Consider the following 24624-nt stretch of genomic DNA (forward strand, 5'->3'; position numbering starts at 1 on the left):
TCCGGTTTGTGATAAAACGTATTATAGCGCGGTTCTGGTTATTTGTACAGAACAGAAAGGAATGAAAAATAAAATTATGAAGCTGCGTGTAATATCATTTATCAAAAGGGAAACGATCCTGACCGTTTCCTTTTTCCTTGCCCTCTTATCCTGTTTTCTGGTAAAGCCGGACAGGGAGTATCTGAGGTATTTTACTTCTAATATGGGAACGATGATCATTCTGTTCTGCCTGATGGCAGTGGTAGCGGGTCTTGGAAGCCTGGGCGTGTTCCGGTATCTGGGAGAGCGGCTTTTGGAACGGATCCGGTCTCAGGGAGGGATCATGCTTCTTCTGGTGTTTTTGTGTTTTTTTGGCAGTATGCTTATTACCAATGATGTGGCGCTGATCACCTTTGTTCCCTTTGGGATCATGATTCTTGAAATGGCGGCCATGAGAGAAAAAATCTGCTGTACGGTTACGCTGATGACAATCGGAGCCAATCTGGGCAGTATGTTTACCCCTATGGGAAATCCGCAGAATCTTTACCTGTATGGCTTATCCGGCATGAAGCTGCTGGAATTTCTTTTCCTGATGCTTCCGCTTACGGCGGCTGCGGCTCTTCTTTTGGCTCTCAGTGTGGTATTTTATTCAAAGAAGGGGAAAATTAAGCTTCAGATGGAAGAAAAGACGGAAAGGCCGGATCTGGTGCGGACGGCTTTTTATGTGTTTTTATTTCTGCTCTGCCTTCAGACGGTAAACGGAACACTTCCGGCAGAGATACTTCTGATCCTTATACTGGCAGCTGTGGCGGCAGGCGATAAACGGTTGTTTGCAAAGGTGGACTATTCCCTTTTGCTGACCTTTTTATGCTTCTTTGTGTTTATTGGAAATATAAACCGGTTTGGCCCTTTTCGCGAACTGGCGGTAAGAGTGATCTCAGGTCATGAGCTGGCAGCCTCTGTCATAATGAGCCAGGTGATCAGCAATGTGCCGGCAGCTCTGCTTTTGTCCAATTTTACACAGCAATGGGAGCTTTTAATTGTGGGGACGAATCTGGGCGGCTTGGGAACGCTGATCGCTTCTATGGCAAGTCTGATCTCCTATAAGCAGATTGCTGCCCGATATCCGGAAAAGAAAACGGCGTATCTGAGGACGTTTACATTCTGGAATGTGATCTTTCTGGCTGCTTTGTGGATCATGGCTTCCGTTTTGTGACTGCATTATGGATAAAAATGGCAAAAGAAAAATATTTCGTTTATATCACAAACTTGAAAAATAATTCTCATGTGGTATACTGATGGTATCATTTAACGGTTGATATAACAGGAAAGATTTACGCCTTATTTTGAGGCAGACAATCGGAAAAGGAGATAACGATGCGTATTCAGGGAAAAAAGATGTGGATTGCAGGTCAGTTTATGGCAGCACAGCTTTTGATTGAGGAAGGAGTGATCCGCCAGGTTCTTCCTTACGGGGAGAAAGAGGCGGATGAGGATTACGGGGATAACCGCGTGCTTCCTGGCTTTATTGATATTCACACCCACGGTGCTTACGGATATGATACAAACGACGCCAGACCGGAGGGGCTTAGAGAGTGGATGAGGAGGATCCCGGAGGAGGGCGTAACCTCGATTCTCCCAACGACAGTGACCCAGATGCCGGATGTTCTTACGGCTGCGGTAGCCAGTGTGGCAAAGGTAGTGGAAGAGGGATACGAGGGTGCGCAGATTTTGGGGATCCATTTTGAAGGCCCCTATCTGGACATGGATTACAAGGGCGCCCAGCCTCCGGAAGCCATTGCCGTGCCTTCTGTAGAGCAGTTTCAGATGTATCAGGAGGCGGCTAAGGGCCTGATACGCTATATTACCCTTGCGCCGGAGCATGATCCGGATCACAGACTGACCCGGTACTGTGCTTCAAACGGCGTGGCAGTAAGTATGGGCCATTCCTCTGCTTCCTATGAGAAGGCCCTTTTGGGAATTGCCAACGGAGCCACCTCCATGACTCATGTATACAACGGTATGACGCCCTACCATCACCGTAATCCGGGACTGGTGGGAACGGCGCTTCGGGTTCGTGATATTTACGGCGAGGTGATCTGTGACGGCTGTCATTCCCATCTGGCTGCGTTAAACAATTTCTTTACGGCTAAAGGGCGCGATTATGCCATTATGGTCAGCGACTCTCTCCGGGCCAAGCATTGTCCTCCGGGAGGCAATTACCAGTTAGGAGGCCATGACATTGAAATCGGTGAGGACGGACTGGCCCGGTTAAAGGGTACTTCTACTATTGCGGGAAGCACCCTGAGCATGAATAAGGGGCTTAAGATCCTGATCGAAGATGCCATGGTTCCGGTGGATGCAGCCATAAATTCCTGCACCTTAAATCCGGCCCGCTGTCTGGGCGCTGACCGCACCAAGGGACGGATCGCAGCAGGCTGTGATGCAGACCTGGCGGTACTTGATGGGGATTACAATGTGATCCAGACCTGGTGCCGGGGAAAGAAGATGCTGTAGGCTGAGAAAATACCGGAAGTTACGGCTGTTTTCGCAAAAAAGGGCTTGCATTTCCTCTGGTCTGATGGTATAGTGTAAATGATAACAGATAGTTTTACTGATAATAAGAGTGGGCGACGGTCCACTCTTTCGTATTGTAAGGGAAAAGAAAGGTGGTGGAATGATGGCAAAGAAGGAAAGCTATGAGAGCAGAGTGGAAGCATTCCTCCTTCCGCTGATGGAAGAGAATCATTTTGAGCTGGTAGACGTGGAATATGTAAAGGAAGCGGGAACCTGGTATCTGCGGGCGTACATTGACAAGGAAGGCGGCATTGCCGTAGATGACTGTGAGGTCATCAGCAGACAGCTGGGGGACTGGCTGGACAAAGAGGATTTTATTTCCGAAAGCTACATTCTGGAAGTAAGTTCTCCCGGACTGGGACGTCCTTTAAAAAAGGAAAAGGACTATGTGCGCAGTATGGGCAAGGAAGTAGAGGTTCGTCTTTACAAGGCCATCGACCGGCAGAAGGAATTTACCGGTATTTTAAGCGCATATGATGATAAGACGGTGACTCTGTCCATGGAGGACGGAAGTACCCAGACATTTGAAAAGGCGGGGATCGCGCTGATCCGGCTGGCGTTTGATTTCTAAGGCATAGATAGGAGGATAATCATGAACAAGGAACTGTTAGAGGCGATGGAGATATTGGAGAAAGAGAAAAATATCTCTAAGGATACCATGATCGAGGCGATCGAAAATTCCCTTATTACCGCCTGTAAGAATCATTTCGGAAAAGCTGACAACGTAAGAGTGGCGATGAACCGGACCACAGGGGACTTTGCCGTATATGCGGAGAAGGAAGTTGTGGAAGAGGTAGAGGATTCCATTATGGAGATCAGTCTGGCAGATGCCCGTATGATCAGCCTCAAGTATGTGATCGGGGATACGGTACAGGTACCGCTTGATTCCAAGAAGTTTGGCCGTATTGCCACACAGAATGCAAAGAATGTAATCTTACAGAAGATCCGTGAGGAGGAGCGCAAGGCCCTTTACAATGACTATTACAGCATGGAAAAGGATGTTGCTACGGGTATTGTACAGCGTTACCTGGGCAGAAACATCAGCATCAATCTGGGCAAAGTAGATGCGATTTTAAATGAGAGCGAGCAGGTAAAGGGAGAAACCTTCCGTCCCACAGAGCGTATCAAGGTATATATCCTTGAGGTGAAGGACACCACCAAGGGCCCCAGGATTTCTGTATCCAGAACCCATCCGGATCTGGTAAAGCGTCTGTTTGAGGAGGAAGTATCCGAGGTTCATGACGGTACTGTAGAGATCAAGGCAATCGCCCGCGAGGCAGGCTCCCGTACAAAAATCGCCGTTAAGTCCAACGAGGCCGGGGTCGATCCTGTAGGCGCATGCGTAGGTGTAAACGGAGCCAGAGTCAATGCCATTGTAAATGAGCTGAGGGGCGAAAAGATCGACATTATCAACTGGGACGAAAATCCGGCCTATCTGATCGAAAATGCCTTAAGCCCTGCAAAGGTTATCTGCGTAGTGGCAGATGAAGAGGCAAGAGAGGCTCAGGTGATCGTGCCTGACTATCAGCTGTCCTTAGCAATCGGTAAAGAGGGACAGAACGCCAGACTGGCAGCCAGACTGACAGGCTTTAAGATTGATATCAAGAGCGAGACTCAGGCAAAGGAAATGGGACTCTTCGAGCAGATGGGCTTACAGTACGGCGACGGTCCGGCTCCTGTTTATGAGGAAGAAGGCTGCGGAAACGAAGAGGAGTACGAAGCTTCCGGGGAAGACGCCGCTCAGGATGACTACCGGGAAGAGAGCAGCGAACAGTAGGATTGGAGTGATAGAGAGTGAGTGGAAAGAAGATCCCTCTGAGGCAGTGTATCGGCTGCGGTGAGATGAAGAGCAAGAAAGAAATGATAAGAGTGATAAAAACCGCTGAGGACCAGATCCTGTTGGATGCCACAGGCCGCAAAAACGGCCGGGGCGCTTACCTGTGTCCATCCATGGAATGTCTGAAAAAGGCCGTAAAGAGCCGCGGGCTGGAACGCTCCTTTAAAATGGCAATCCCCAAAGAGGTATATGAAGCTCTGGAAAAGGAGATGGAAGAACTTGGTAAACAGTAAAAAGCTGCTGAGCCTGATCGGCCTTGCAACCAGGGCCAGAAAGGTGGTCAGCGGAGAGTTTTCAACGGAAAAGTCCGTTAAAAGCGGCAGATCCCGCATGGTGATCGTATCAGAGGAAGCTTCGGACAACACAAAGAAAATGTTCACAAATATGTGTGCTCACTATAAAGTCCCGATCTATCTGTTTGGTACAAAGGATGAACTCGGTCATGCCATGGGGCAGGAGTTTCGCGCTTCTCTCTCTGTGGAGGATGCAGGGTTCGCAAAGTCAATGGCAGCACTGATGAATGTAAATGGAGGTAGTTTGAATGAAAGTAAGTGAACTGGCAAATGAACTGGGCAAAACCAGTAAAGAGGTATTAGATATAGTGAAGCAGAAGGATCAGTCTGCCTCTCTGTTTGCTGCATCCAGCTTATCCGGCGACCAGGAAGCCATGGTGCGGGCGGCAGTGAGCCAGAAAAAGGAAGCTCCAAAGGCTTCTGAAAACGGTGCAAAGGCAGAACCTGCAAAGAAGAAGCTGACCGCTGTATTCCGTCCACAGAACGCACAGCAGCAGATAAAGCGTCCTGTTCCAAAGCAGGCTCCGAAAAAGGAAGCTCCTGTCTCAGCAGCTTCCGAAGCAAAGGCTCCTGCAGCAGCGAGACCAGAGGCTCAGCCTGAGGAGAGAACCGGGACAAGAGAGAACCGCAGCCGTGATACAAGAGGCGAGATGCGCAGCCAGAACCGTGACGGACGCACTGGAGCCGGCAGAGGCGAAGGAAGAGTCCGCGATACAAGAGACGGCCGTCAGGGCGGTTTTGGAGGAAACAGAGAAGGAAGCCGTGATGGAAGAAGCGGCGGCTTCGGAAACAGAGAAGGGAACCGCGATGGAAGAAGCGGCGGCTTCGGAAACAGAGAAGGAAACCGTGACGGAAGAAGCGGCAGCTTCGGAAACAGAGAAGGAAACCGTGACGGAAGAAACGGCAGCTTCGGAAACAGAGAAGGAAACCGTGATGGAAGAAGCGGCAGCTTCGGAAACAGAGAAGGGAACCGCGATGGAAGAAGCGGCGGTTTCGGAAACAGAGAAGGAAACCGTGACGGAAGAAATGGCGGTTTCGGAGGAAACAGAGACGGCCGTCAGGGCGGTTTTGGAAACCGTGACGGAAGAAGCGGCGGTTTTGGTCAGGATAAGGACAGAGATTCCAGAAGTACGGGAAACCGTGACAGCCGCAGAGGAAACGGAAGAGACGCAGGACGTTCTTCTTCCTTTGACAGCCCGATCCAGACAAAGCCAAGCAGTACCCGTCAGACCAATAAGAACGCTCATAAGAATGACCGTTTCGACAAGAGAGATCGGGAAGAGGACGGCAAGAAGGCACCAAAGACAGGAAAGGGAGCTTTCATTATGCCGCAGCCTAAGAAGGAAGAGGCCAAGGTGGAGGATATTAAGACGATCACTCTGCCTGAGCGCTTAACTATCAAGGAGCTGGCAGATAAGATGAAGCTTCAGCCGTCTGTTATCGTAAAGAAGCTGTTCTTAAAGGGCCAGATGGTTACCTTAAACCAGGAAATTGACTATGAGCAGGCTGAAGAGATTGCAATGGAGTTTGATGTACTCTGTGAGCAGGAAGAAAAGGTAGATGTGATCGCAGAACTCTTAAAGGAAGACGAGGAGAAGGCGGAAGATATGGTTCCTAGACCTCCTGTAGTCTGCGTTATGGGCCATGTTGACCATGGTAAAACCTCTCTTCTGGATGCGATCCGCAAGACAAATGTAACTGCAAGAGAGGCAGGCGGCATCACCCAGCATATCGGTGCTTCCGTGATCGAGATCAATGACAGAAAGATCACCTTCCTTGATACACCGGGACATGAGGCGTTTACCGCCATGCGTATGAGAGGCGCTCAGTCTACGGATATCGCTATCCTGGTTGTAGCGGCAGACGACGGCGTGATGCCACAGACCGTAGAGGCCATTAACCATGCAAAAGCGGCAGGAGTTGAGATCATTGTTGCCATCAACAAGATCGATAAGCCAAGCGCCAATATTGATAAAGTAAAGCAGGAGCTGTCTGAATATGAGCTGATCCCTGAGGACTGGGGCGGCAGCACGATTTTCGTGCCGGTTTCCGCACATACCAGAGAGGGCGTAACGGATCTTCTGGAAATGGTGCTTCTGACAGCAGACGTTCTGGAGTTAAAGGCAAATCCAAACCGTAAGGGAAGAGGCCTTGTGATCGAGGCGGAGCTGGATAAGGGCAAGGGTCCTGTTGCTACGGTGCTGGTACAGAAGGGAACCCTTCGTGTAGGCGAGACCATTGCCGCCGGTTCCTGTTACGGAAAGATCCGTGCCATGATGGACGACAGAGGACGCCGTGTAAAGGAAGCAGGGCCTTCCACACCGGTTGAGATCCTCGGTTTAAATGACGTTCCTCAGGCCGGAGAAGTATTTGTTGCAACTGAAAATGAAAAAGAGGCAAGAAGCTTTGCAGAGACCTTCATTTCCGAGGGCAAGAACAAGCTCATCGAGGATACGAAGGCGAAGCTGTCTCTGGACGATCTGTTCAGCCAGATCAAGGCAGGAAACGTAAAGGAACTGCCTCTGATCATCAAGGCAGACGTACAGGGTTCCGTAGAAGCTGTAAAGCAGAGCCTTACAAGACTCTCAAACGAAGAGGTAGTGGTAAAGGTAATCCATGGCGGCGTAGGTGCGATCAACGAGTCCGACGTAACTCTGGCATCTGCTTCCAATGCGATCATCATTGGCTTCAATGTGCGGCCTGATGCCACAGCTAAATCCATTGCAGAGCGTGAAAAGGTAGATCTTCGTCTCTACAGGGTTATCTACCAGGCCATTGAGGACGTAGAGGCAGCTATGAAGGGTATGTTAGACCCTGTATTTGAAGAAAAGGTCATCGGCCATGCGGTAATCCGCCAGCTGTTCAAGGCTTCCGGCGTGGGAACCATCGCGGGCTCCTATGTGCTGGACGGAAAGTTCCAGAGAGGCTGCAGCTGCCGTATTACCCGCGAGGGAGAGCAGATTTACGAAGGACCGTTAGCATCCTTAAAGCGTTTCAAGGATGACGTTAAGGAAGTAGCGGCAGGCTATGAGTGCGGTCTTGTATTTGAGAAATTCAACGACCTTAAGGAAGATGACGTAATCGAGGCTTACACCATGGTAGAGGTGCCAAGGTAAGAGCCGTTTCGGGTAATGCATACCGGAAAGGAAATATAAATGCGTAAAAACAGCATCAAGAACACAAGGATTAACATGGAGGTTCAGAGGGAATTAAGCGAGATCATCCGCTCCGGAATTAAGGATCCGCGCATCCATCCCATGACCAGTGTGGTTGCCGTGGAAGTGACCCCTGATTTAAAATACTGCAAGGCATATATCAGTGTTCTGGGCGACGAGGAAGCAGCGAAGGCGACCGTTGAGGGCCTTCGCAGCGCCTCTTCCTATGTGCGCAGAGAGCTTGCAAGAAGAGTGAACCTGCGCAATACGCCGGAAATCAAATTTATTCTGGACCAGTCCATTGAATATGGCGTAAATATGTCAAAACTGATTGATGAAGTGACAAAGGATCTCCATGACGAGGATGAGGAGGGACTGTAAATGACGGTTCTGGAACAGATGCTGGAGCAAACCGGATCGGTCGTTATTTTAGGCCATGTAAGGCCGGACGGCGACTGTCTGGGTTCGACTCTGGGACTTTATCACTACATTCAGACCAATTATCCGGCCATCCGGGCAGCGGTATATCTGGAAGAAAGCTCACCGAAGTTTGGATATCTCGCAGGCTATGATGCGATCCTCCATGAAACAGATGAGGAACGCTATGAGCTTTGCATCTGTCTGGACTGTGGAGATGAAGAACGGCTGGGATCCTTTGGCGTTTTTCTTGCCAATGCGTCAAAGAGTCTGTGTCTGGATCACCATATTACCAATACCCGCTTCTGCGAGGTAAATCTGGTATCTGAAAATGCAAGCTCTACCTGCGAGGTCCTGTTTGAACAGCTGGATGAGGAAAAGATTGATAAAGCTGCGGCCGAGTGCCTGTATACAGGCCTGATCCATGATACAGGAGTATTTAAATACTCCTGTACCAGCGCCCGTACCATGGAAATCGCGGGAAAGCTGATGGCAAAAGGGATTGACTTCGGCTCTATTATCGATAACAGCTTTTATAAAAAGACCTATGTCCAGAACCAGATTCTGGGCCGTGCTCTTCTGGAAAGCATTACCTTTTTGGACGGAAAATGCATTTTCAGTGCTCTGCGTCAGTCGGAAATGGAGTTTTATGGGGTAAATGGAAAGGATATGGACGGCATTATTGACCAGCTGCGTCTTACCGAAGGCGTGGAGGTAGCCATTTTCATGTACCAGACCGGCCCTCAGGAATTTAAGGTAAGCCTCCGTTCCCAGAATGCGGTAGATGTAAGCAGGATCGCATCCTACTTCGGCGGCGGCGGCCATGTGCGTGCAGCGGGCTGTACCATGTCTGGAAGAATCCATGACGTAGTCAATAATCTGTCGCTCCACATCGCCAAGCAGTTAGATGCAGCCGGCCCTCAGGAGGAATAAATGTACCACGGGATTATCAATGTATATAAGGAGCCGGGCTACACATCCCACGATGTGGTGGCCCGGCTCAGAGGGATTTTAAAGCAGAAAAAAATCGGCCACACCGGAACGCTGGATCCGGCGGCAGAAGGTGTGCTTCCGGTATGTTTAGGAATGGGCACAAGACTGTGCGATATGCTGGCAGACCGGACAAAGACCTACGAGGCAGTGCTTCTTTTAGGCTGCTCCACAGATACGCAGGATACTACAGGAACGATCCTTACAGAGAACCGGGAAAAAGCCCTGGCTCTGGATCCGGAGACGGCAGAGAAAGTGATTCTGGGATTTAAGGGAGATTATGACCAGATCCCCCCCATGTATTCCGCCTTAAAGGTGGACGGGAAAAAGCTCTGCGACCTGGCCCGTGCAGGAAAGGAAGTGGAGCGGAAGGCCAGAAGAGTACAGATTCTGGAGATTTCCATCTTAAATATGGAGCTTCCCAGAGTATCCATCCGGGTTACCTGCTCCAAAGGCACCTACATACGGACCTTGTGCGACGATATCGGAAGAGAACTGGGCACAGGGGGATGTATGGAGCATCTTCTCAGGACAAGAGTGGATCGTTTTTTAGTGGAGGACAGTCTGAAGCTGGATGAGATCGAACAGCTGAGAGACATGGATGGCCTTGAGGAGAAAATTTATACGGTGGAGGAGGCGCTGGAGACTTATCCGGCGGTCTATACTCTGCCGGAAGGAGATAAAAATCTCAAAAATGGAAATCCCTGCTTTAGGCAGCAGCTGGATCTTTTAAGAGACGGCGCGCCGGAAATCTGGGAAGATGGGGATCGGTTCCGGTTTTACAACAGCGAAGGCAGATTCAAGGGAGTTTATCAGTATCAGGAAGAAAAACATTGGTGGAAGCCCTGGAAAATGTTTGACCTGGATCCGGATACCTTTAAGGGGGCAGCCAGACCATGAAATACATCGCAGATACCACAGAGTTTCAGATCACAGAACCTACCATCGTAACACTGGGGAAATTTGACGGCAGGCACCGGGGCCATCAGAAGCTTCTGCGTGCCATGAAGGATTTAAAAGGCAAAACAGGCTGGGCTACAGCCATTTTCACTTTTTCCATTGCACCTGCAGTTGTGATGAAGGGAGAGCCGGAAACGGTGATCACTACCAGCCTGGAGCGCCGACGAAACATGGAAAAGATGGATATTGATTATCTGGTGGAATATCCATTTGACGATCAGGTGCGGCGAATGGCCCCGGAGGATTTTGTTGTTCAGATCCTGTCCGGCCGGATGAAGGCGGCTGCCATTGTAGTAGGCCCGGACTGCAGCTTCGGCTATCAGGGAGCAGGGAATGCAGAGCTTTTAAGAAAGCTGGCAGCCTCCTGCGGCTACAGCCTTTATGTCATTGAAAAAGAGCAGGATGAAGACCGGCACAGGGATATAAGCAGCACCTACATCCGGGAGGAGCTGGCCTGCGGAAACGTAGCCAAGGCCAATGAGCTTTTGGGAGAACCCTATGCCATCCATGGGAAGGTGGTTCACGGGAATCATATCGGAGGCGCGGTTCTGGGATTTCCAACCGCCAATCTGATCCCTCCCGCCATTAAGCGCCTTCCCAGGTACGGCGTTTACGTTTCGAGAGTTCTGGTTGATGGTGTCTATTATCAGGGAGTTACAAATATTGGGAAAAAGCCCACGGTAGAGGGCAACAATCCCCCCGGAGCCGAGACATATATCATGGGTCTGGACCGGGATATTTACGGAAGCACCATAGAAGTGCAGCTTTTGGATTTTATCAGAGGAGAACGAAAATTTGATTCTCTGGAAGAACTAAAGGAGCAGATCAGCCGGGATAAGGAGGCTGCGGCGGGATTTTTTGAGAAAAAATTCAAATAAAAAGAGTTTACAATCCCCGCACCCTATGCTATACTAAATCGGTATGAACAGACGCCGATGCCCCGTTGTCCGGTGACTCCAGCCGGCAGCCTGGTTTACGGTTAGATTCAGTAAAATTATTTTAACAGGAGGAAATTACCATGATTTCTAAGGAAAAGAAGGCACAGATTATCGCAGAGTACGGCCGTAAGGCTGGAGACACAGGTTCACCAGAGGTTCAGATCGCTATCCTCACAGAGAGAATCACAGAGCTGACAGCACATCTGCAGCAGAATCCAAAGGATCATCATTCCAGACGCGGTCTGCTGATGATGGTTGGTCAGAGAAGAGGTCTTCTGGACTACTTAAAGAAGACAGATCTGGAAGGCTATCGTGCACTGATCGAGAAGCTGGGCATCAGAAAGTAATTCATGAAACATCAGGGTGGAGCGCAAGTTCCACCCTGTTTTACACCAGAAAACAGGATTGGACGCAGAAGGTTCACTCCGGGATTGCTGATGTGTTCCAAAGGATTCTTTGGCCCAGATCAGTAGTTTCGGCGTCTTTCTGCACCTGTGATAAGACCTGGCGTTGGCATTAAAAAAGAAAAGGAGACAAACCATGTTTAAAAGTTTCAGTATGGATCTGGCTGGCCGTAAGCTGACCGTAGAGATCGGCAGAGTAGCAGCTCAGGCAAACGGCGCTGCATTTATGCATTACGGCGATACCGTTGTTCTTTCTACCGCAACTGCATCCTCAAAGCCCAGAGAGGGCATTGATTTCTTCCCTTTAAGCGTAGAATATGAGGAGAAGCTTTACGCAGTAGGCAAAATTCCGGGTGGATTTAATAAGAGAGAGGGAAAGGCTTCTGAAAATGCCATTCTGACCTCCCGTGTGATCGACCGCCCCATGCGCCCTCTGTTTCCGAAGGACTACCGCAATGACGTAACTCTGGACAACGTAGTTATGTCTGTAGATCCGGAGTGCAGCCCTGAGCTGACTGCCATGCTGGGTTCTGCCATTGCAACCAGCATTTCCGATATTCCCTTTGACGGCCCCTGCGCAACGACTCAGGTAGGCTTGATCGACGGCGAATTTATCATTAACCCAACTGCTGACCAGAAGCGCGTATCCGACCTGGCTCTGACCGTAGCATCTACCAGAGAAAAGGTGATCATGATCGAGGCCGGCGCCAATGAGGTTCCCGAGCAGACAGTGATCGACGCTATTTTCAAGGCCCATGAGGTAAATCAGGAGATTATCCGCTTTATTGATACCATTGTGGCAGAGTGCGGAAAGGAAAAGCACACATACGAGAGCTGTGCCGTACCGGAGGAGCTTTTTGCTGCCATCCGCGAGCTGGTTCCGCCTCAGGAGATGGAAGAGGCTGTATTTACGGATGACAAGCAGACCCGTGACAAGAACATGGATGCCATCACAGCCCGTCTGGAAGAGGCATTTGCAGAAAATGAAGAGTGGCTGCCTTTAGTAGGAGACGCCATTTACCAGTATGAGAAAAAGACCGTCCGCAAGATGATCTTAAAGGATCACAAGCGTCCCGACGGCCGTGCCATCGATCAGATCCGTCCGCTGGCAGCTGAGATCGATCTTCTGCCCAGAGTACACGGTTCCGGTATGTTCACCCGCGGTCAGACTCAAATCTTAAATGCCTGCACCCTGGCGCCTTTATCTGAGGCTCAGAAGATTGACGGCATGGATGTAAATGAGACAAGCAAGCGTTATATGCATCATTATAACTTCCCCTCCTTTTCTGTAGGTGAGACAAAGCCAAGCAGAGGACCGGGCAGAAGAGAAATCGGACACGGCGCTCTGGCTGAGAAGGCACTGGTTCCTGTGCTTCCAAGCGAGGAAGAGTTCCCATATGCGATCCGTACCGTATCTGAGACCATGGAGTCCAATGGTTCCACCTCTCAGGCAAGTATCTGTGCGTCTACTCTGTCCTTAATGGCAGCAGGCGTACCGATTAAGGAGATGGTAGCGGGTATTTCCTGCGGTCTGGTAACAGGCGAGACCGATGATGATTATATCGTTCTCACCGATATCCAGGGTCTGGAGGACTTCTTCGGCGATATGGACTTTAAGGTAGGCGGTACAAAGAACGGTATCACAGCCATCCAGATGGATATTAAGATCCACGGCCTTACACGCCCCATTATCGAGGAGGCCATTGCCAGAACAAGACAGGCCAGAATGTACATTCTGGAGGAAGTGATGAAGCCTGTGATTTCTGAGCCGAGAAAGCATTTAAGCCCATATGCTCCAAAGATCAAGCAGATCACCATTGATCCTCAGAAGATCGGTGATGTGGTAGGAAAGCAGGGCAAGGTAATCAACAAGATCATCGAGGAAACCGGCGTTAAGATTGACATTTCCGATGAGGGTTCTGTAAATGTATGCGGTACGGATGAGGCTATGATCGACCGTGCCATTGCTATCATCACCAGCATTGTAACGGACATTGAGGCCGGTATGGTATTTACAGGCAAGGTTGTACGCATCATGAACTTCGGCGCCTTTGTACAGCTGGCTCCCAATAAGGACGGTATGGTGCACATTTCCAAGCTGTCCGATAAGAGAGTGGGCAAGGTTGAAGATGTGGTAAATATCGGAGACGAGGTTACTGTAAAGGTAACAGAAGTAGATAAAATGGGCCGTATTAACCTGACCATGAGACCAAGCGATCTGGCAGAATAAAGATGGACCGTAAAAAGGCAGTGCTTCCCGGAGGCATTGCCTTTTGCAGAAAAATGAATGATTGCTAATAAAATAACGGGAGGAACAGACCATGAAAGTAAGAACAAGGTATGCACCCAGCCCTACAGGCCGTATGCATGTAGGAAATTTGAGAACAGCGCTTTACGCCTATCTGATCGCAAAGCATGAGGGCGGAGATTTTCTTTTAAGAATTGAAGATACAGACCAGGAACGCTATGTAGAAGGAGCTGTAGACATTATCTACCGCACCATGGCAGAAACCGGCCTGATCCACGATGAAGGTCCCGACAAGGACGGCGGCTGCGGCCCTTATGTACAGAGTGAGCGCCAGGCCTCCGGCATCTATATGGAGTATGCAAAGAAGCTGGTTGAAAAGGGAGAGGCTTATTACTGCTTCTGTACTCCGGAGCGTCTGGAATCTCTGAGAACGAATGTAAACGGCGAGGAGATCATGTCTTATGACAAGCATTGCCTTCACCTGTCCAAAGAGGAGATCGAGGCCAATCTGGCAGCCGGAAAGCCATTTGTAATCCGCCAGAACAATCCTACCACAGGAACAACCACCTTCCATGATGAGATTTACGGAGATATTACTGTAGATAACTCAGAGCTGGATGATATGGTTTTGATCAAGTCCGACGGCTATCCCACCTACAATTTTGCCAATGTAGTAGACGATCATCTGATGGGAATTACCCATGTAGTCCGCGGAAATGAGTACCTTTCCTCCTCACCAAAGTACAATCGTCTCTATGACGCTTTTGGCTGGGAGGTTCCGGTATACGTTCACTGTCCGTTGATCACGGATGAGAACCATCATAAACTCAGCAAGCGCAGCGGCCATTCCTCCTTTGAGGATCTCATCGATCAGGGCTTTGTATCAGAGGCTGTGGTAAACTATGTAGCTCTGCTTGGCTGGTCCCCTGAGGGAAATCAGGAGATTTTCTCCCTGGAGGATATGATCCGGGAGTTCGATTACCGCCGTATGAGCAAGTCACCGGCTGTATTTGATATGACAAAGCTGCGCTGGATGAACGGCGAATACATTAAGTCCATGGACTTTGACCGTTTCTATGAGATGGCAGAGCCCTATATCCGCAGAGTGATCAAAAAGGATCTGGATCTGAAAAAGATCGCTGCCATGGTAAAGACAAGAATCGAGGTATTCCCCGATATCGAAGGCCATATTGATTTCTTTGAAACTCTTCCTGAGTATGACACAGCTATGTATACTCATAAGAAGATGAAGACAAACAGCGAAACATCCCTTCAGGTATTAAAGGATGTTCTTCCCCTTTTAGAGGCACAGGAGGATTACTCCAATGACGGGCTTTACGAGCTTTTGTCCAAATATGTCAGCGATGCAGGCGTAAAGACAGGTTTTGTTATGTGGCCTATCCGCACTGCTGTATCCGGAAAGCAGATGACGCCTGCAGGAGCCACCGAGATTATGGAGGTTCTTGGCAAAGAGGAGTCATTAGCCCGCATCCGCAGGGGCATTGAACTGCTGGAGGCATAAAATGTCATTCAGCGAAGCACAGAAAAGGGCCATCCGCCACAAAGACGGACCGGCTCTTGTACTTGCAGGACCCGGTTCGGGGAAGACTACGGTCATCACCAACCGGGTCCGTTATTTAACGGAAAAATACGGTGTCCAGGCTGGGAGCATTCTGGTGATTACCTTTACCAGGGCAGCCGCTAGAGAAATGAAGGAACGGTATGAGAAAATGACGGGCCAGGGTTCCAGAGTGGCCTTTGGCACCTTTCATTCCGTGTTTTTCCTGATTTTAAAGCTGGCTTACGGGTATCAGGCTTCAAATATCGTAAGGGAAGAGCAGAGGATCCGTTTTATCAGAGAGCAGGCAGAGCGTATGCAGTTGGATCTGGAGGATCCGGCAGAATTTACGGCATCCGTTTTAAGCGAGATCAGCATGGTAAAGGGAGAAATGATGCCTCTTGCGCATTATTATCCCAAAAGCTGTTCCGAAGAGGTTTTTAAGGCACTGTATGAGGGCTATGAGGATCAGATGCGGCGGGAAAAGCTCCTGGATTTTGACGATATGCTGTCCATGTGCTATGAGCTTTTTAAGGCCCGGCCGGATATCCTTACTGCCTGGCAGAAGAAGTATCAGTATATTCTCATTGATGAGTTTCAGGACATCAACCGCGTTCAGTACGAAATCGTAAAAATGCTGGCTCTTCCTCAGAATAACCTCTTTATTGTAGGAGATGACGATCAGTCGATCTACCGCTTCAGGGGTGCAAGGCCGGAGCTGATGCTGGGCTTTGAGAAGGATTATCCCGAAGCGGAGCGGATCCTTTTAGATATCAATTACCGCTCAGTCAGCACGATTACGGAAAGCGCCGGAAAGGTTATCAGCAATAATAAGACCCGTTTTCCAAAGGAAATCTGCGCGCTCAGAGGAACAGGGCGGCCGGTGGACATCTGTCTGTGGCCGGATCCGGTAAATGAAACGCTGGCAATCGTGTCCCAGCTGCGGGACTATGCCCAAATGGGGATTCCATACGAAGAGATTGCCGTTTTGTACCGCACCAACCTGGGGCCAAGACTTCTGATCGAAAAGCTCATGGAGTACAATATCCCTTTTCATATGCGGGATACAGTCCCCAATCTCTACGAACACTGGATTGCAAAGAACCTGTTTTCCTACATAAAAGCAGCCAGGGGCGATTTGAGCCGTGCCAACGTGATGACCTTTATCAACCGCCCGGCCCGGTATATCAGCAGGGATGCGCTGGAAGGCAGCAGGATCAGCTGGGAGCAGGTAAAATCTTTTTATCAGGATAAAAACTGGATGCTGGACCGGATTGAACAGCTGGAATACGATCTTTCCATGCTTGCGGATATGGCGCCGGCCGGTGCGGTAAACTATATACGCAAGGCCATTGGATACGATGATTATATCCGTGAATATGCTCAGGAGCGGCGGTTAAAACCAGAGGAATTCTTTGAAGTGCTGGACGCCCTTCAGGAAAGCGCCGGAGGCTTTAAGACATGGGACGCCTGGTCTGCTCACATGGAAGAATATAAAGAAGAGCTGCTCCGTCAGGCAGCAGACCGAGAAGCCAGGGGCGAGGGAGTCAGCCTAATGACTATGCACAGCTCTAAGGGACTGGAATTTAAGGTTGTGTATATTCTGGACGCAAATGAAGGCGTTACGCCCCATCACAAGGCAGTGCTGGATGCGGATCTGGAAGAAGAACGGAGAATGTTCTATGTAGCTATGACCCGTGCAAAGGACCGGCTTCATATCTTTTATGTAAACGAGAGGTTTCATAAAAAGCAGACTGTATCGCGGTTTGTGGAGGAAACAGGGCTTCTGGATACACATTCTGAGACGAGACGGGAAGCGGAGAAGGAAAGAAACCAGAAACGAGGATTTGAATGGAAAATAAAAATGAGAGAACCGGTTTGATCCATATTTACTGCGGCGATGGAAAAGGAAAGACCACAGCCGCCATAGGAGCCGCCATCCGGGCTGCGGGCAGAGGCTTTCGCGTACTGGTGCTGCGCCTGTTAAAGACAGATGACTCCGGGGAGGTAAATGCCCTTCAGAACATTCCCGAAATCCATGTGCTTCCCTGTGTGCGCTCCTTCGGTTTTTCATGGAACATGACGCCGGAGCAGAAAGAGAAAGCGGCTGTCTATTATTCCGAACAGATGGAAAAAGCCTGGAAAATGGCCCTGGAAACGGATGAAAACGGAATACCTGCCTTTGACCTTCTGGTAATGGACGAAGCCATCGGCGCCTGCCGCCAGGGCTTTATCTGCGAAGAACGCCTCTTGGAGCTTTTAAGAACCCGTCCAGCTTCTTTGGAGGTCATCCTCACAGGACGCGGCCCCTCAGAAGCACTTTTAAATGCAGCCGACTATGTAACAGAAATGGCCCTGCGTCGCCACCCCTATGAAAGAGGAATCGGGGCGCGGGAGGGGATAGAATATTAGGAACCGTAGAGCGCGCATTTTAGTGTGCCTTTGTGTCTGGTGCTCAGGGTGACTTTGGAGGCTGTTAGAAAACCTTTGGGGATCGAATTTTTCGTTAAGAGCCATATCAAACTTGTCTGAGCGCAGCGAGTTTTCGATATGGCTCTTGCTTTTAGAAAAATTTTAGCCCCTTAGGTTTTCTTATAGCCGGAAACCGAAACTCTGATCACCAAACACAAAAGAGCGCTGTAAAATGCGCGCTCTCCGCTTAAGAACCTCTTGCAATTTTTTCCAGACTCTGATACATTGTAAGTGGTAAACAGATCATATCTGAGAAAGGAAACCCAATATGGCAGACGAGAAGAATTTAAATGAAGAAGAGGAAATGACAGTTACCCTTACCCTGGATGATGACACCGAGGTGGAATGTGTCGTTCTTACAATTTTTACAGCAGGCGAGAGGGATTATATTGCTCTTCTTCCTATGGAGGGAGAGGACTCTGAGGAAGGCGAAGTATACCTGTACCGCTACAGCGAGACAGAGGACGGAACTCCTGTTCTGGACAACATCGAGGACGATGATGAGTACGAGATCGTAGCAGATGCTTTTGACGAGATGTTAGACGATCAGGAGTACGATGAGCTGGTAGGAGAGGACGAGGTAGAATAGGCTCCTTTCCTGAAGTTAAAGTTTCATAGCAACGGATTTAAAAGACTGTCCTGGCTGAACAAAACGGCCGGACAGTCTTTTTTGTTATGGTGATGAGGAAAATGGCTGTCTGAACCTGTGAAACTTATGTGAAAACGTAGAAATGCCCTGTTTTTTCTGCTAAAATGGTATCATCATCAGATATGGAAACAGGAGGAGCCGGCCATGAACGGATTAAAAATACTGGTAGTAGATGACGAGGCCAGAATGCGCAAGCTTGTAAAAGACTTTCTTGCGAACAAGGGGTTTTATGTGGAAGAAGCAGGAGACGGGGAAGAGGCCGTTGATAAATTTTTTGCCCAGAAGGATATTGCTTTGGTGCTTTTAGATGTAATGATGCCGAAAATGGACGGCTGGGAGGTATTAAAGACCATACGCAAATATTCCCAGGTTCCGGTTATCATGCTCACAGCCAGAAGCGAGGAACGGGATGAGCTTCAGGGCTTTTCTCTGGGCGTGGACGAATACATTTCAAAGCCATTCAGTCCTAAAATCCTGGTGGCCCGCGTGGAGGCGATTCTGCGCAGATCCAATGCCTCCGGAGGAGATGCTTTAAGCGTTGGAGGTATTCTGATTGATAAGGCGGCCCATCAAGTAACGATAGACGGCAAAGAGGTGGAGTTAAGCTTTAAGGAGTTTGAGCTTCTTTCCTATTTTGTAGAAAATCAGGGAATTGCTCTTTCCAGAGAGAAGATTTTAAATAATGTGTGGAATTATGACTATTTTGGTGATGCCAGAACCATTGATACCCATGTGAAAAAGCTTCGCAGCAAGATGGGCGATAAAGGCGATTATATCAAGACCATCTGGGGAATGGGATATAAATTTGAGGTGAGCGGACAATGAAGCGTTCCATCCGTTTTCGTTTTACGACGCTGTTTATCGGGATGCTGGCAGCCGTCCTGCTTGCAATCTGGGTGATCAACAGCTTTTTTCTGGAGCAGTACTATATCAATGATAAGGTGAAAATCCTTCAGGATGCCTATGAACAGCTCAATGACTGTGCGGTAGAGCAGGCGCTGGAAGGGAGAAATATTATTGATGACCTGCCAAGTTTCTATTCCAAGGACGGAGAACAGACCGAGGTAAGCCGGATGCTGCGTGTTATGAATGAACAGTACAATACAACGGTGGTGCTGATTGACAGCTTAAATGACCGTACCTTTCCCACATTCTGGGATAACCGGCTTTTATCCGATCTGGTCCGTCAGTATATTTTAGGCAGATCAATGCCGGATACAGAAGCCATTATTTCTGAGGAAAATTATAAAATAGAAAAAAGATATGATAAACATAACAATGGATATTATCTGCAGAACTGGGGCTTTTTTGATGACAACAGAACCATTTTTATTATGTCCATGCCTATTGCCAGTATCCATGAGAGTGTGGCCCTGTCGAATCGTTTTATGATCTATGTGGGAAGCGCAGCCCTTGTGCTGGGAGCCGTATTTATGTATTTTGCGGGAAAAAGGATTACTTCGCCTATTTTGTCCCTTGCAGCCTTATCTGAACGGATGTCCGAGCTGGATTTTGATGCCAGATATACGGCGGATTCTCAGGATGAGATCGGTGTGCTGGGCCGGAGTATGAATACCCTTTCGGAAAAGCTGAAGGAAACCATAGGGGCTTTAAAAACAGCCAATAATGAGCTTCAGCAGGACATTGAGGAAAAGATACGGATTGACGAGGCACGCAGGGATTTTATTGCCAATGTATCCCATGAGCTTAAGACGCCTATTGCATTGATTCAGGGATATGCGGAGGGCCTTACAGAAGGCATGGCAGAGGACCCGGAGAGTCGTGATTATTACTGCGAGGTGATCATGGATGAGGCCGGGAAAATGAACAAGATGGTAAAGCAGCTTCTTACCCTGACCGCCCTGGAGTTTGGAAATGACAAGCCCGTCATCGAGCAGTTTGACCTTACAGGGCTGATTCATGGAGTGCTTTCCTCCGCATCCATTCTGCTTCAGCAAAAAGAGGCAGAGGTGGAGTTTGAGCCTTCAGGGCCGGTGATGGTATGGGCGGATGAATTTAAGATTGAAGAAGTCATAACCAATTATCTGAATAATGCCATGAATCATTTGAATGGAAAACGAAAGATAAAAATCCGTTTGGAAAAGCATGAAAATGAAGTGACTGTCTTTGTCTTTAATACAGGAAACCACATTCCAGAGGAGGATCTGGATAAGCTCTGGACGAAATTTTATAAGGTTGATAAAGCCCATACCAGAGAATATGGAGGGAGCGGCATTGGCCTTTCCATTGTGAAAGCCATTATGGATTCCCACCATAAGGCCTGCGGGGTCAGAAATGCAGAGGAAGGCGTAGAGTTCTGGTTTACCTTAGACTGCAGCCTGTAGCAGGCATCTTGTGAAAAACAGAGAAGCATTATTTGCGTATTTCGTCAAAGTTTTACTTGTATAACAGCATGGAATCCTGTATGCTGTAGTTATAGAAATTTTAAATCATGTGATGACACAGGAGGAAGATTTATGAAACAGGACATGATTGTCATTTTGGATCTGGGAAGTACAGAGAATACTGTGCTTGCCAGAGAAATTCGTGCCATGGGTGTATACAGCGAGATTTATCCCCATGACATTACGGCAGAAGAGTTAAAGGCACTTCCAAATGTAAAAGGTGTTGTGATCTACGGAGGACCAAACCATATTGTAGACGGCGTACGCATTGATGTAAATGAGGAAATCTACAGCGCCGGTTATCCGGTTATGTCCATTGACCATGAGCCTGCAAAGTGTCAGGAAGCTTATGGCACCTGGGAAGAAGCTCTTCCTCACCTGAGGGCCTTTGTGTTTGATACCTGTCATGCAGAGGCAAATTGGAATATGAAGAACTTCGTAGAGGATCAGATTGAATTGATCCGCCGTCAGGTAGGTGACAAGAAGGTTCTTTTAGCTCTTTCAGGCGGTGTTGACAGTTCTGTTGTGGCAGCTCTTTTGATCAGAGCTATCGGCAAGCAGCTTGTCTGCGTGCATGTAAATCACGGCCTGATGAGAAAAGGCGAGTCAGAGAGTGTGATCGAGGTATTTAAAAATCAGATGGATGCAAACCTGATCTATGTAGATGCGACAGAGCGTTATCTCACAAAGCTGGAGGGCGTAGCCGATCCGGAACAGAAGAGAAAGATCATCGGCGCCGAGTTTATCCGTATTTTTGAGGAAGAAGCAAGAAAGCTGGAGGGAATCGAATTTCTGGGTCAGGGAACCATTTACCCGGATATCGTAGAGAGCGGAACCAAGACTGCCAAGGTTGTAAAGTCCCACCACAACGTAGGAGGACTCCCGGAGGATCTGCAGTTTAAGCTGGTTGAGCCTCTGCGCCAGCTTTTTAAGGACGAGGTTCGTCAGTGTGGTCTGGAGCTGGGACTTCCTGATGAGATGGTGTTCCGTCAGCCATTCCCGGGTCCTGGTCTGGGTGTACGCTGTCTGGGAGCAATTACAAGAGAACGTCTGGAGGCTGTCCGAGAATCCGACGCTATTTTACGTGAAGAATTCCACAATGCCGGACTGGACAAGAAGGTATGGCAGTACTTTACCGTAGTGCCGGATTTCAAGTCTGTCGGAGTCCGCGACAATGCAAGAAGCTTCGAGTATCCTGTGATCATCCGTGCTGTCAACACCATAGACGCCATGAGCGCTACTATCGAGCAGCTGGAGTGGCCGGTGCTCTTAAAGATTACAGACCGCATTTTGAAAGAAGTGAAAAATGTAAACCGTGTCTGCTATGATTTGAGCCCGAAGCCTACGGCTACGATTGAGTGGGAATAAGCAAAAAGTGGATATGAGGGCCCGCAAAGGCGCATAAACACTGGGTTTTTGATTTTCAAATTCCCCATTTGATAGCAGATTGATAGCACTCGTCAAATCCCGATTTATTGAGTTTGAAAAGAAAAATCGGGTGGCTTGCGAGTAGCCTAAAAATCCTCATCTTTTTATTCATAAGTAAAAGGTCTAACTGATTTTTGTTGATCAGTTAGACCTTTTTTATTTTGCTCTCATTTATCTGAATTTTCTGATTTTGTGCAACAAATGACCTTTCCCGTGGCCTACAAGTGAGGGGGTTAGATCAGATCCTCCGGCGGCACCTTGGCGCGGATCTGGCTGCTGTCGTACTCCGGGTAATGGTAGCGCCAGCTGTCGTACTCCTCCTGAGAGATCTCTCCGGCCTCCAACTTGGCGGCCTGTTCCCACCAGGTCCATAGCATCTCGTGCAGTTGGGCGGCGTCCTTGTTCTTCCGAACATCGACCTTCAAGCAGACCTCTCCGTCCATCTCACCGATCTTGAGCCCATAGTTATCCTCAAGGGTGAACAAGGTGTGCATCAGCCCTACATAGGAGTCTATATCCGGGACAGAGAGTGCATGAGGCGAGACATCCAGCACCTCAGCCAGAGCAGTTGTCAGGTCTGCCTTAGGGGTTCTTGATCCTGTTTCGTACTGTGCAAGGCGCACATCAGCAGACTTCTCCGGGAAGCCCAGTGACATGCCAAGATATTTTTGTGTCATCCCCCGCAGGAGACGGAAAAAGTGAATTCGTTCACCAATCGCCATATCATCAACTCCAATCTATGATTGTCCTTATTTGAAACATAGCATATTTGTTTAGTTTTGTCAAGATAATCTAAGCAAATTTATTTAATAATATTTCTTTCAAAACACTTGAACTAAACTTATATGTATAGTATTATAAAAACACTAAGCTAATAAGTTTAGATAATATAGAGAATCAAATGGACCATCAGATTTTTGGTTGCGAAACCGAGAAAAAGTGGCAGTAGAGAGTAAGGAGGTCTTTATGAAAAGCAAAATTAGCAGGCAGAAACGATCAACAAAGAAAGGAAGGTATTTATTATGGCTAATCAGATTTTTATGCGTGTCAACGAAGTGGCAGAGGAGTTGGGGATCTCCATTCCCTTTGCCTATAGGATCATTCGACAGATGAATGAGGAACTGGCTAAAACCGGCTGCATCACCATTGCCGGGCGAATTGACCGAAAGTTTTTCCACGAGAAATTCTATGGTACAAGATCTGAGACAGAAAGGAAGGAGAAATAATTATGGCAGCGTTCAAAAATAAGGACAATGGCACCTGGTATGTTCAATTTCGCTACACCGATTGGAAGGGTGAACGCCAGCAGAAGCTCAAGCGCGGCTTTGCCACCAAGCGAGAAGCGTTGGAATGGGAACGGGAGTTCCTGATGGAAAAACAGGCTGATGTGAACATGACCTTTGAGAGTTTTGTTGCTCTCTACGAGAAGGACATTAAACCCAAGCTGAAACTCAATACCTGGCTTACCAAGGAGAGTATCATCAAGAAAAAGATCCTCCCCTATTTTGCGAATCGAAAACTTTCGGAGATCACGGCAAAGGACATTATCCGTTGGCAAAATGAAATTCGGGAGTTGAGGGACTGCCACGGCAAACCTCTGTCGAAAACTTACCTGAAGACAGTTCACAATCAACTTAGCGCCATTTTCAACCATGCTGCACGATTTTACGGTCTAAATATCAACCCAGCCCGGCAGGCGGGCAACATGGGGACGGAGGAACGAAAGGAGATGCTGTTCTGGACCCGAGAGGAGTACACCCGCTTTTCTGAGGCCATGATGGACAAGCCGTTGTCCTTCTACGCCTTCGAGGTATTGTACTGGTGCGGTGTCCGTGAGGGAGAGCTGCTGGCCCTGACCCCAGCAGATTTTGACTTTGAAAAGCGCACCGTTTCCATCAATAAGTCTTACCAGCGGCTCAATAAGCAGGATGTGATCACTACGCCTAAAACACCCAAGAGTAATCGCGTGATCCAGATGCCGCAGTTCCTCTGTGATGAACTCCAGGACTACCTCAAGCAGCTCTATGGAGTGGAGCCGGATAGCCGGATGTTCCCCATCAGCAAAAGCTATCTCCACCGAGAAATGGACCGTGGCTGTAAGCAAACTGGGGTGAAAAGGATTCGCATACACGATTTGAGGCACAGCCACATCAGTTTGTTGATCGACATGGGCTTTACTGCTCTGGCTATTGCAGAGCGTGTGGGGCATGAGAGTATCGACATCACCTACCGATACGCCCATCTATTCCCAACCCGACAGGTGGAGATGGCTGACAAGTTGGATTCACTGAAAAATGAGAAGGGGGTGTAAGAC

General features: G+C 48.7%; 23 protein-coding genes. 22 read left to right on the plus strand and 1 reads right to left on the minus strand.

The genetic code is table 11. From position 1 onward, the window contains the following. The first annotated feature begins 76 nt into the window (after nucleotides 1-76). The 20 genes from WKT10_RS13910 to guaA all read left to right on the plus strand — a co-directional run bounded on the left by WKT10_RS13910 (nucleotide 77) and on the right by guaA (nucleotide 22250). Nucleotides 77-1195: an SLC13 family permease gene (locus WKT10_RS13910; RefSeq protein WP_337433661.1), complete on the plus strand. Its 1119-nt coding sequence runs from the start codon at nucleotides 77-79 to the stop codon at nucleotides 1193-1195. 161 nt (nucleotides 1196-1356) lie between these two features. Beyond that, nucleotides 1357-2496 (plus strand): N-acetylglucosamine-6-phosphate deacetylase, encoded by a 1140-nt coding sequence (gene nagA, locus WKT10_RS13915; protein ID WP_340277845.1) that lies wholly within the window; start codon nucleotides 1357-1359, stop codon nucleotides 2494-2496. Nucleotides 2497-2659: 163 nt separating this feature from the next. Next, nucleotides 2660-3127: a ribosome maturation factor RimP gene (gene rimP, locus WKT10_RS13920; RefSeq protein WP_066543945.1), complete on the plus strand. Its 468-nt coding sequence runs from the start codon at nucleotides 2660-2662 to the stop codon at nucleotides 3125-3127. Between the two features lie 21 nt (nucleotides 3128-3148). Beyond that, on the plus strand, nucleotides 3149-4333 hold the full coding sequence (gene nusA / locus WKT10_RS13925; protein ID WP_340277847.1) for a transcription termination factor NusA: 1185 nt from the start codon (nucleotides 3149-3151) through the stop codon (nucleotides 4331-4333). 17 nt (nucleotides 4334-4350) lie between these two features. After that, nucleotides 4351-4626 (plus strand): RNase P modulator RnpM, encoded by a 276-nt coding sequence (gene rnpM, locus WKT10_RS13930; RefSeq protein WP_066543949.1) that lies wholly within the window; start codon nucleotides 4351-4353, stop codon nucleotides 4624-4626. Then, nucleotides 4583-4948: a L7Ae/L30e/S12e/Gadd45 family ribosomal protein gene (locus WKT10_RS13935; RefSeq protein WP_407408316.1), complete on the plus strand. Its 366-nt coding sequence runs from the start codon at nucleotides 4583-4585 to the stop codon at nucleotides 4946-4948. Before rnpM ends, WKT10_RS13935 begins: the two co-directional genes overlap by 44 nt. Beyond that, nucleotides 4935-7802 (plus strand): translation initiation factor IF-2, encoded by a 2868-nt coding sequence (gene infB / locus WKT10_RS13940; RefSeq protein ID WP_340277849.1) that lies wholly within the window; start codon nucleotides 4935-4937, stop codon nucleotides 7800-7802. The genes WKT10_RS13935 and infB overlap by 14 nt, the downstream gene beginning before the upstream one ends. A gap of 39 nt (nucleotides 7803-7841) precedes the next feature. Continuing rightward, complete coding sequence (gene rbfA, locus WKT10_RS13945) at nucleotides 7842-8222, plus strand: 30S ribosome-binding factor RbfA (protein ID WP_066543953.1); 381 nt, start codon at nucleotides 7842-7844, stop codon at nucleotides 8220-8222. Continuing rightward, complete coding sequence (locus tag WKT10_RS13950) at nucleotides 8223-9191, plus strand: DHH family phosphoesterase (RefSeq protein ID WP_066543955.1); 969 nt, start codon at nucleotides 8223-8225, stop codon at nucleotides 9189-9191. Next, nucleotides 9192-10148 (plus strand): tRNA pseudouridine(55) synthase TruB, encoded by a 957-nt coding sequence (truB, locus tag WKT10_RS13955; protein ID WP_340277852.1) that lies wholly within the window; start codon nucleotides 9192-9194, stop codon nucleotides 10146-10148. Next, the gene (locus tag WKT10_RS13960; RefSeq protein WP_340277853.1) at nucleotides 10145-11086 is read left to right on the plus strand and encodes a bifunctional riboflavin kinase/FAD synthetase; all 942 of its coding nucleotides are present in this window, start codon (nucleotides 10145-10147) and stop codon (nucleotides 11084-11086) included. Before truB ends, WKT10_RS13960 begins: the two co-directional genes overlap by 4 nt. Nucleotides 11087-11226: 140 nt before the next feature. After that, nucleotides 11227-11493 (plus strand): 30S ribosomal protein S15, encoded by a 267-nt coding sequence (rpsO, locus tag WKT10_RS13965; RefSeq protein ID WP_066543962.1) that lies wholly within the window; start codon nucleotides 11227-11229, stop codon nucleotides 11491-11493. A gap of 193 nt (nucleotides 11494-11686) precedes the next feature. Beyond that, nucleotides 11687-13780 (plus strand): polyribonucleotide nucleotidyltransferase, encoded by a 2094-nt coding sequence (locus WKT10_RS13970; RefSeq protein WP_066543963.1) that lies wholly within the window; start codon nucleotides 11687-11689, stop codon nucleotides 13778-13780. A gap of 91 nt (nucleotides 13781-13871) precedes the next feature. Beyond that, the gene (gene gltX, locus WKT10_RS13975) at nucleotides 13872-15320 is read left to right on the plus strand and encodes a glutamate--tRNA ligase (RefSeq protein WP_066543965.1); all 1449 of its coding nucleotides are present in this window, start codon (nucleotides 13872-13874) and stop codon (nucleotides 15318-15320) included. Between the two features lies 1 nt (nucleotide 15321). Then, nucleotides 15322-17238 carry an ATP-dependent helicase gene (locus WKT10_RS13980; protein WP_081422821.1) on the plus strand — a complete coding sequence of 639 codons (1917 nt, stop codon included), beginning with the start codon at nucleotides 15322-15324 and terminating at the stop codon, nucleotides 17236-17238. Then, a complete protein-coding gene (locus WKT10_RS13985; protein WP_340277856.1) occupies nucleotides 17208-17768 on the plus strand; it encodes a cob(I)yrinic acid a,c-diamide adenosyltransferase in 561 nt (186 codons plus the stop codon). Before WKT10_RS13980 ends, WKT10_RS13985 begins: the two co-directional genes overlap by 31 nt. A 328-nt stretch (nucleotides 17769-18096) precedes the next feature. Next, nucleotides 18097-18417: a DUF1292 domain-containing protein gene (locus WKT10_RS13990; RefSeq protein WP_066543967.1), complete on the plus strand. Its 321-nt coding sequence runs from the start codon at nucleotides 18097-18099 to the stop codon at nucleotides 18415-18417. Nucleotides 18418-18621: 204 nt separating this feature from the next. Next, nucleotides 18622-19302, plus strand: a complete 681-nt coding sequence (locus WKT10_RS13995; RefSeq protein WP_066543969.1) for a response regulator transcription factor — start codon at nucleotides 18622-18624, stop codon at nucleotides 19300-19302. Next, a complete protein-coding gene (locus WKT10_RS14000) occupies nucleotides 19299-20822 on the plus strand; it encodes a sensor histidine kinase (RefSeq protein ID WP_066543970.1) in 1524 nt (507 codons plus the stop codon). The genes WKT10_RS13995 and WKT10_RS14000 overlap by 4 nt, the downstream gene beginning before the upstream one ends. Nucleotides 20823-20954: 132 nt before the next feature. Next, complete coding sequence (gene guaA / locus WKT10_RS14005; protein ID WP_317438686.1) at nucleotides 20955-22250, plus strand: glutamine-hydrolyzing GMP synthase; 1296 nt, start codon at nucleotides 20955-20957, stop codon at nucleotides 22248-22250. A 293-nt stretch (nucleotides 22251-22543) separates the two neighbouring features. Here the strand turns inward: guaA and WKT10_RS14010 are convergent, their stop codons facing one another. After that, nucleotides 22544-23032, minus strand: a complete 489-nt coding sequence (locus tag WKT10_RS14010) for a helix-turn-helix domain-containing protein (RefSeq protein WP_340277859.1) — start codon at nucleotides 23030-23032, stop codon at nucleotides 22544-22546. 300 nt (nucleotides 23033-23332) lie between these two features. Between WKT10_RS14010 and WKT10_RS14015 the strand changes: the two genes are divergently transcribed. Together WKT10_RS14015 and WKT10_RS14020 are read left to right on the plus strand one after the other, a co-directional pair. Beyond that, nucleotides 23333-23536, plus strand: a complete 204-nt coding sequence (locus WKT10_RS14015) for a hypothetical protein (protein WP_002566189.1) — start codon at nucleotides 23333-23335, stop codon at nucleotides 23534-23536. A gap of 2 nt (nucleotides 23537-23538) precedes the next feature. Further along, on the plus strand, nucleotides 23539-24621 hold the full coding sequence (locus WKT10_RS14020; protein ID WP_340277869.1) for a site-specific integrase: 1083 nt from the start codon (nucleotides 23539-23541) through the stop codon (nucleotides 24619-24621). The last annotated feature ends 3 nt before the right edge of the window (nucleotides 24622-24624 follow it).

The sequence above is a fragment of the Enterocloster sp. HCN-30185 genome (assembly GCF_037890305.1).
In the GTDB taxonomy this organism is placed as follows: domain Bacteria; phylum Bacillota; class Clostridia; order Lachnospirales; family Lachnospiraceae; genus Enterocloster.

Bases quoted from the DNA above. Each gene is read 5' to 3' on its own strand.
- WKT10_RS13910 (WP_337433661.1), top strand. From the start codon at position 77: ATGAAGCTGCGTGTAATATCATTTATCAAAAGGGAAACGATCCTGACC.
- nagA (WP_340277845.1), top strand. From the start codon at position 1,357: ATGCGTATTCAGGGAAAAAAGATGTGGATTGCAGGTCAGTTTATGGCA.
- rimP (WP_066543945.1), top strand. From the start codon at position 2,660: ATGGCAAAGAAGGAAAGCTATGAGAGCAGAGTGGAAGCATTCCTCCTT.
- nusA (WP_340277847.1), top strand. From the start codon at position 3,149: ATGAACAAGGAACTGTTAGAGGCGATGGAGATATTGGAGAAAGAGAAA.
- WKT10_RS13935 (WP_407408316.1), top strand. From the start codon at position 4,583: ATGAAGCTCTGGAAAAGGAGATGGAAGAACTTGGTAAACAGTAAAAAG.
- infB (WP_340277849.1), top strand. From the start codon at position 4,935: ATGAAAGTAAGTGAACTGGCAAATGAACTGGGCAAAACCAGTAAAGAG.
- rbfA (WP_066543953.1), top strand. From the start codon at position 7,842: ATGCGTAAAAACAGCATCAAGAACACAAGGATTAACATGGAGGTTCAG.
- WKT10_RS13950 (WP_066543955.1), top strand. From the start codon at position 8,223: ATGACGGTTCTGGAACAGATGCTGGAGCAAACCGGATCGGTCGTTATT.
- truB (WP_340277852.1), top strand. From the start codon at position 9,192: ATGTACCACGGGATTATCAATGTATATAAGGAGCCGGGCTACACATCC.
- WKT10_RS13960 (WP_340277853.1), top strand. From the start codon at position 10,145: ATGAAATACATCGCAGATACCACAGAGTTTCAGATCACAGAACCTACC.
- rpsO (WP_066543962.1), top strand. From the start codon at position 11,227: ATGATTTCTAAGGAAAAGAAGGCACAGATTATCGCAGAGTACGGCCGT.
- WKT10_RS13970 (WP_066543963.1), top strand. From the start codon at position 11,687: ATGTTTAAAAGTTTCAGTATGGATCTGGCTGGCCGTAAGCTGACCGTA.
- gltX (WP_066543965.1), top strand. From the start codon at position 13,872: ATGAAAGTAAGAACAAGGTATGCACCCAGCCCTACAGGCCGTATGCAT.
- WKT10_RS13980 (WP_081422821.1), top strand. From the start codon at position 15,322: ATGTCATTCAGCGAAGCACAGAAAAGGGCCATCCGCCACAAAGACGGA.
- WKT10_RS13985 (WP_340277856.1), top strand. From the start codon at position 17,208: ATGGAAAATAAAAATGAGAGAACCGGTTTGATCCATATTTACTGCGGC.
- WKT10_RS13990 (WP_066543967.1), top strand. From the start codon at position 18,097: ATGGCAGACGAGAAGAATTTAAATGAAGAAGAGGAAATGACAGTTACC.
- WKT10_RS13995 (WP_066543969.1), top strand. From the start codon at position 18,622: ATGAACGGATTAAAAATACTGGTAGTAGATGACGAGGCCAGAATGCGC.
- WKT10_RS14000 (WP_066543970.1), top strand. From the start codon at position 19,299: ATGAAGCGTTCCATCCGTTTTCGTTTTACGACGCTGTTTATCGGGATG.
- guaA (WP_317438686.1), top strand. From the start codon at position 20,955: ATGAAACAGGACATGATTGTCATTTTGGATCTGGGAAGTACAGAGAAT.
- WKT10_RS14010 (WP_340277859.1), bottom strand. From the start codon at position 23,032: ATGGCGATTGGTGAACGAATTCACTTTTTCCGTCTCCTGCGGGGGATG.
- WKT10_RS14015 (WP_002566189.1), top strand. From the start codon at position 23,333: ATGGCTAATCAGATTTTTATGCGTGTCAACGAAGTGGCAGAGGAGTTG.
- WKT10_RS14020 (WP_340277869.1), top strand. From the start codon at position 23,539: ATGGCAGCGTTCAAAAATAAGGACAATGGCACCTGGTATGTTCAATTT.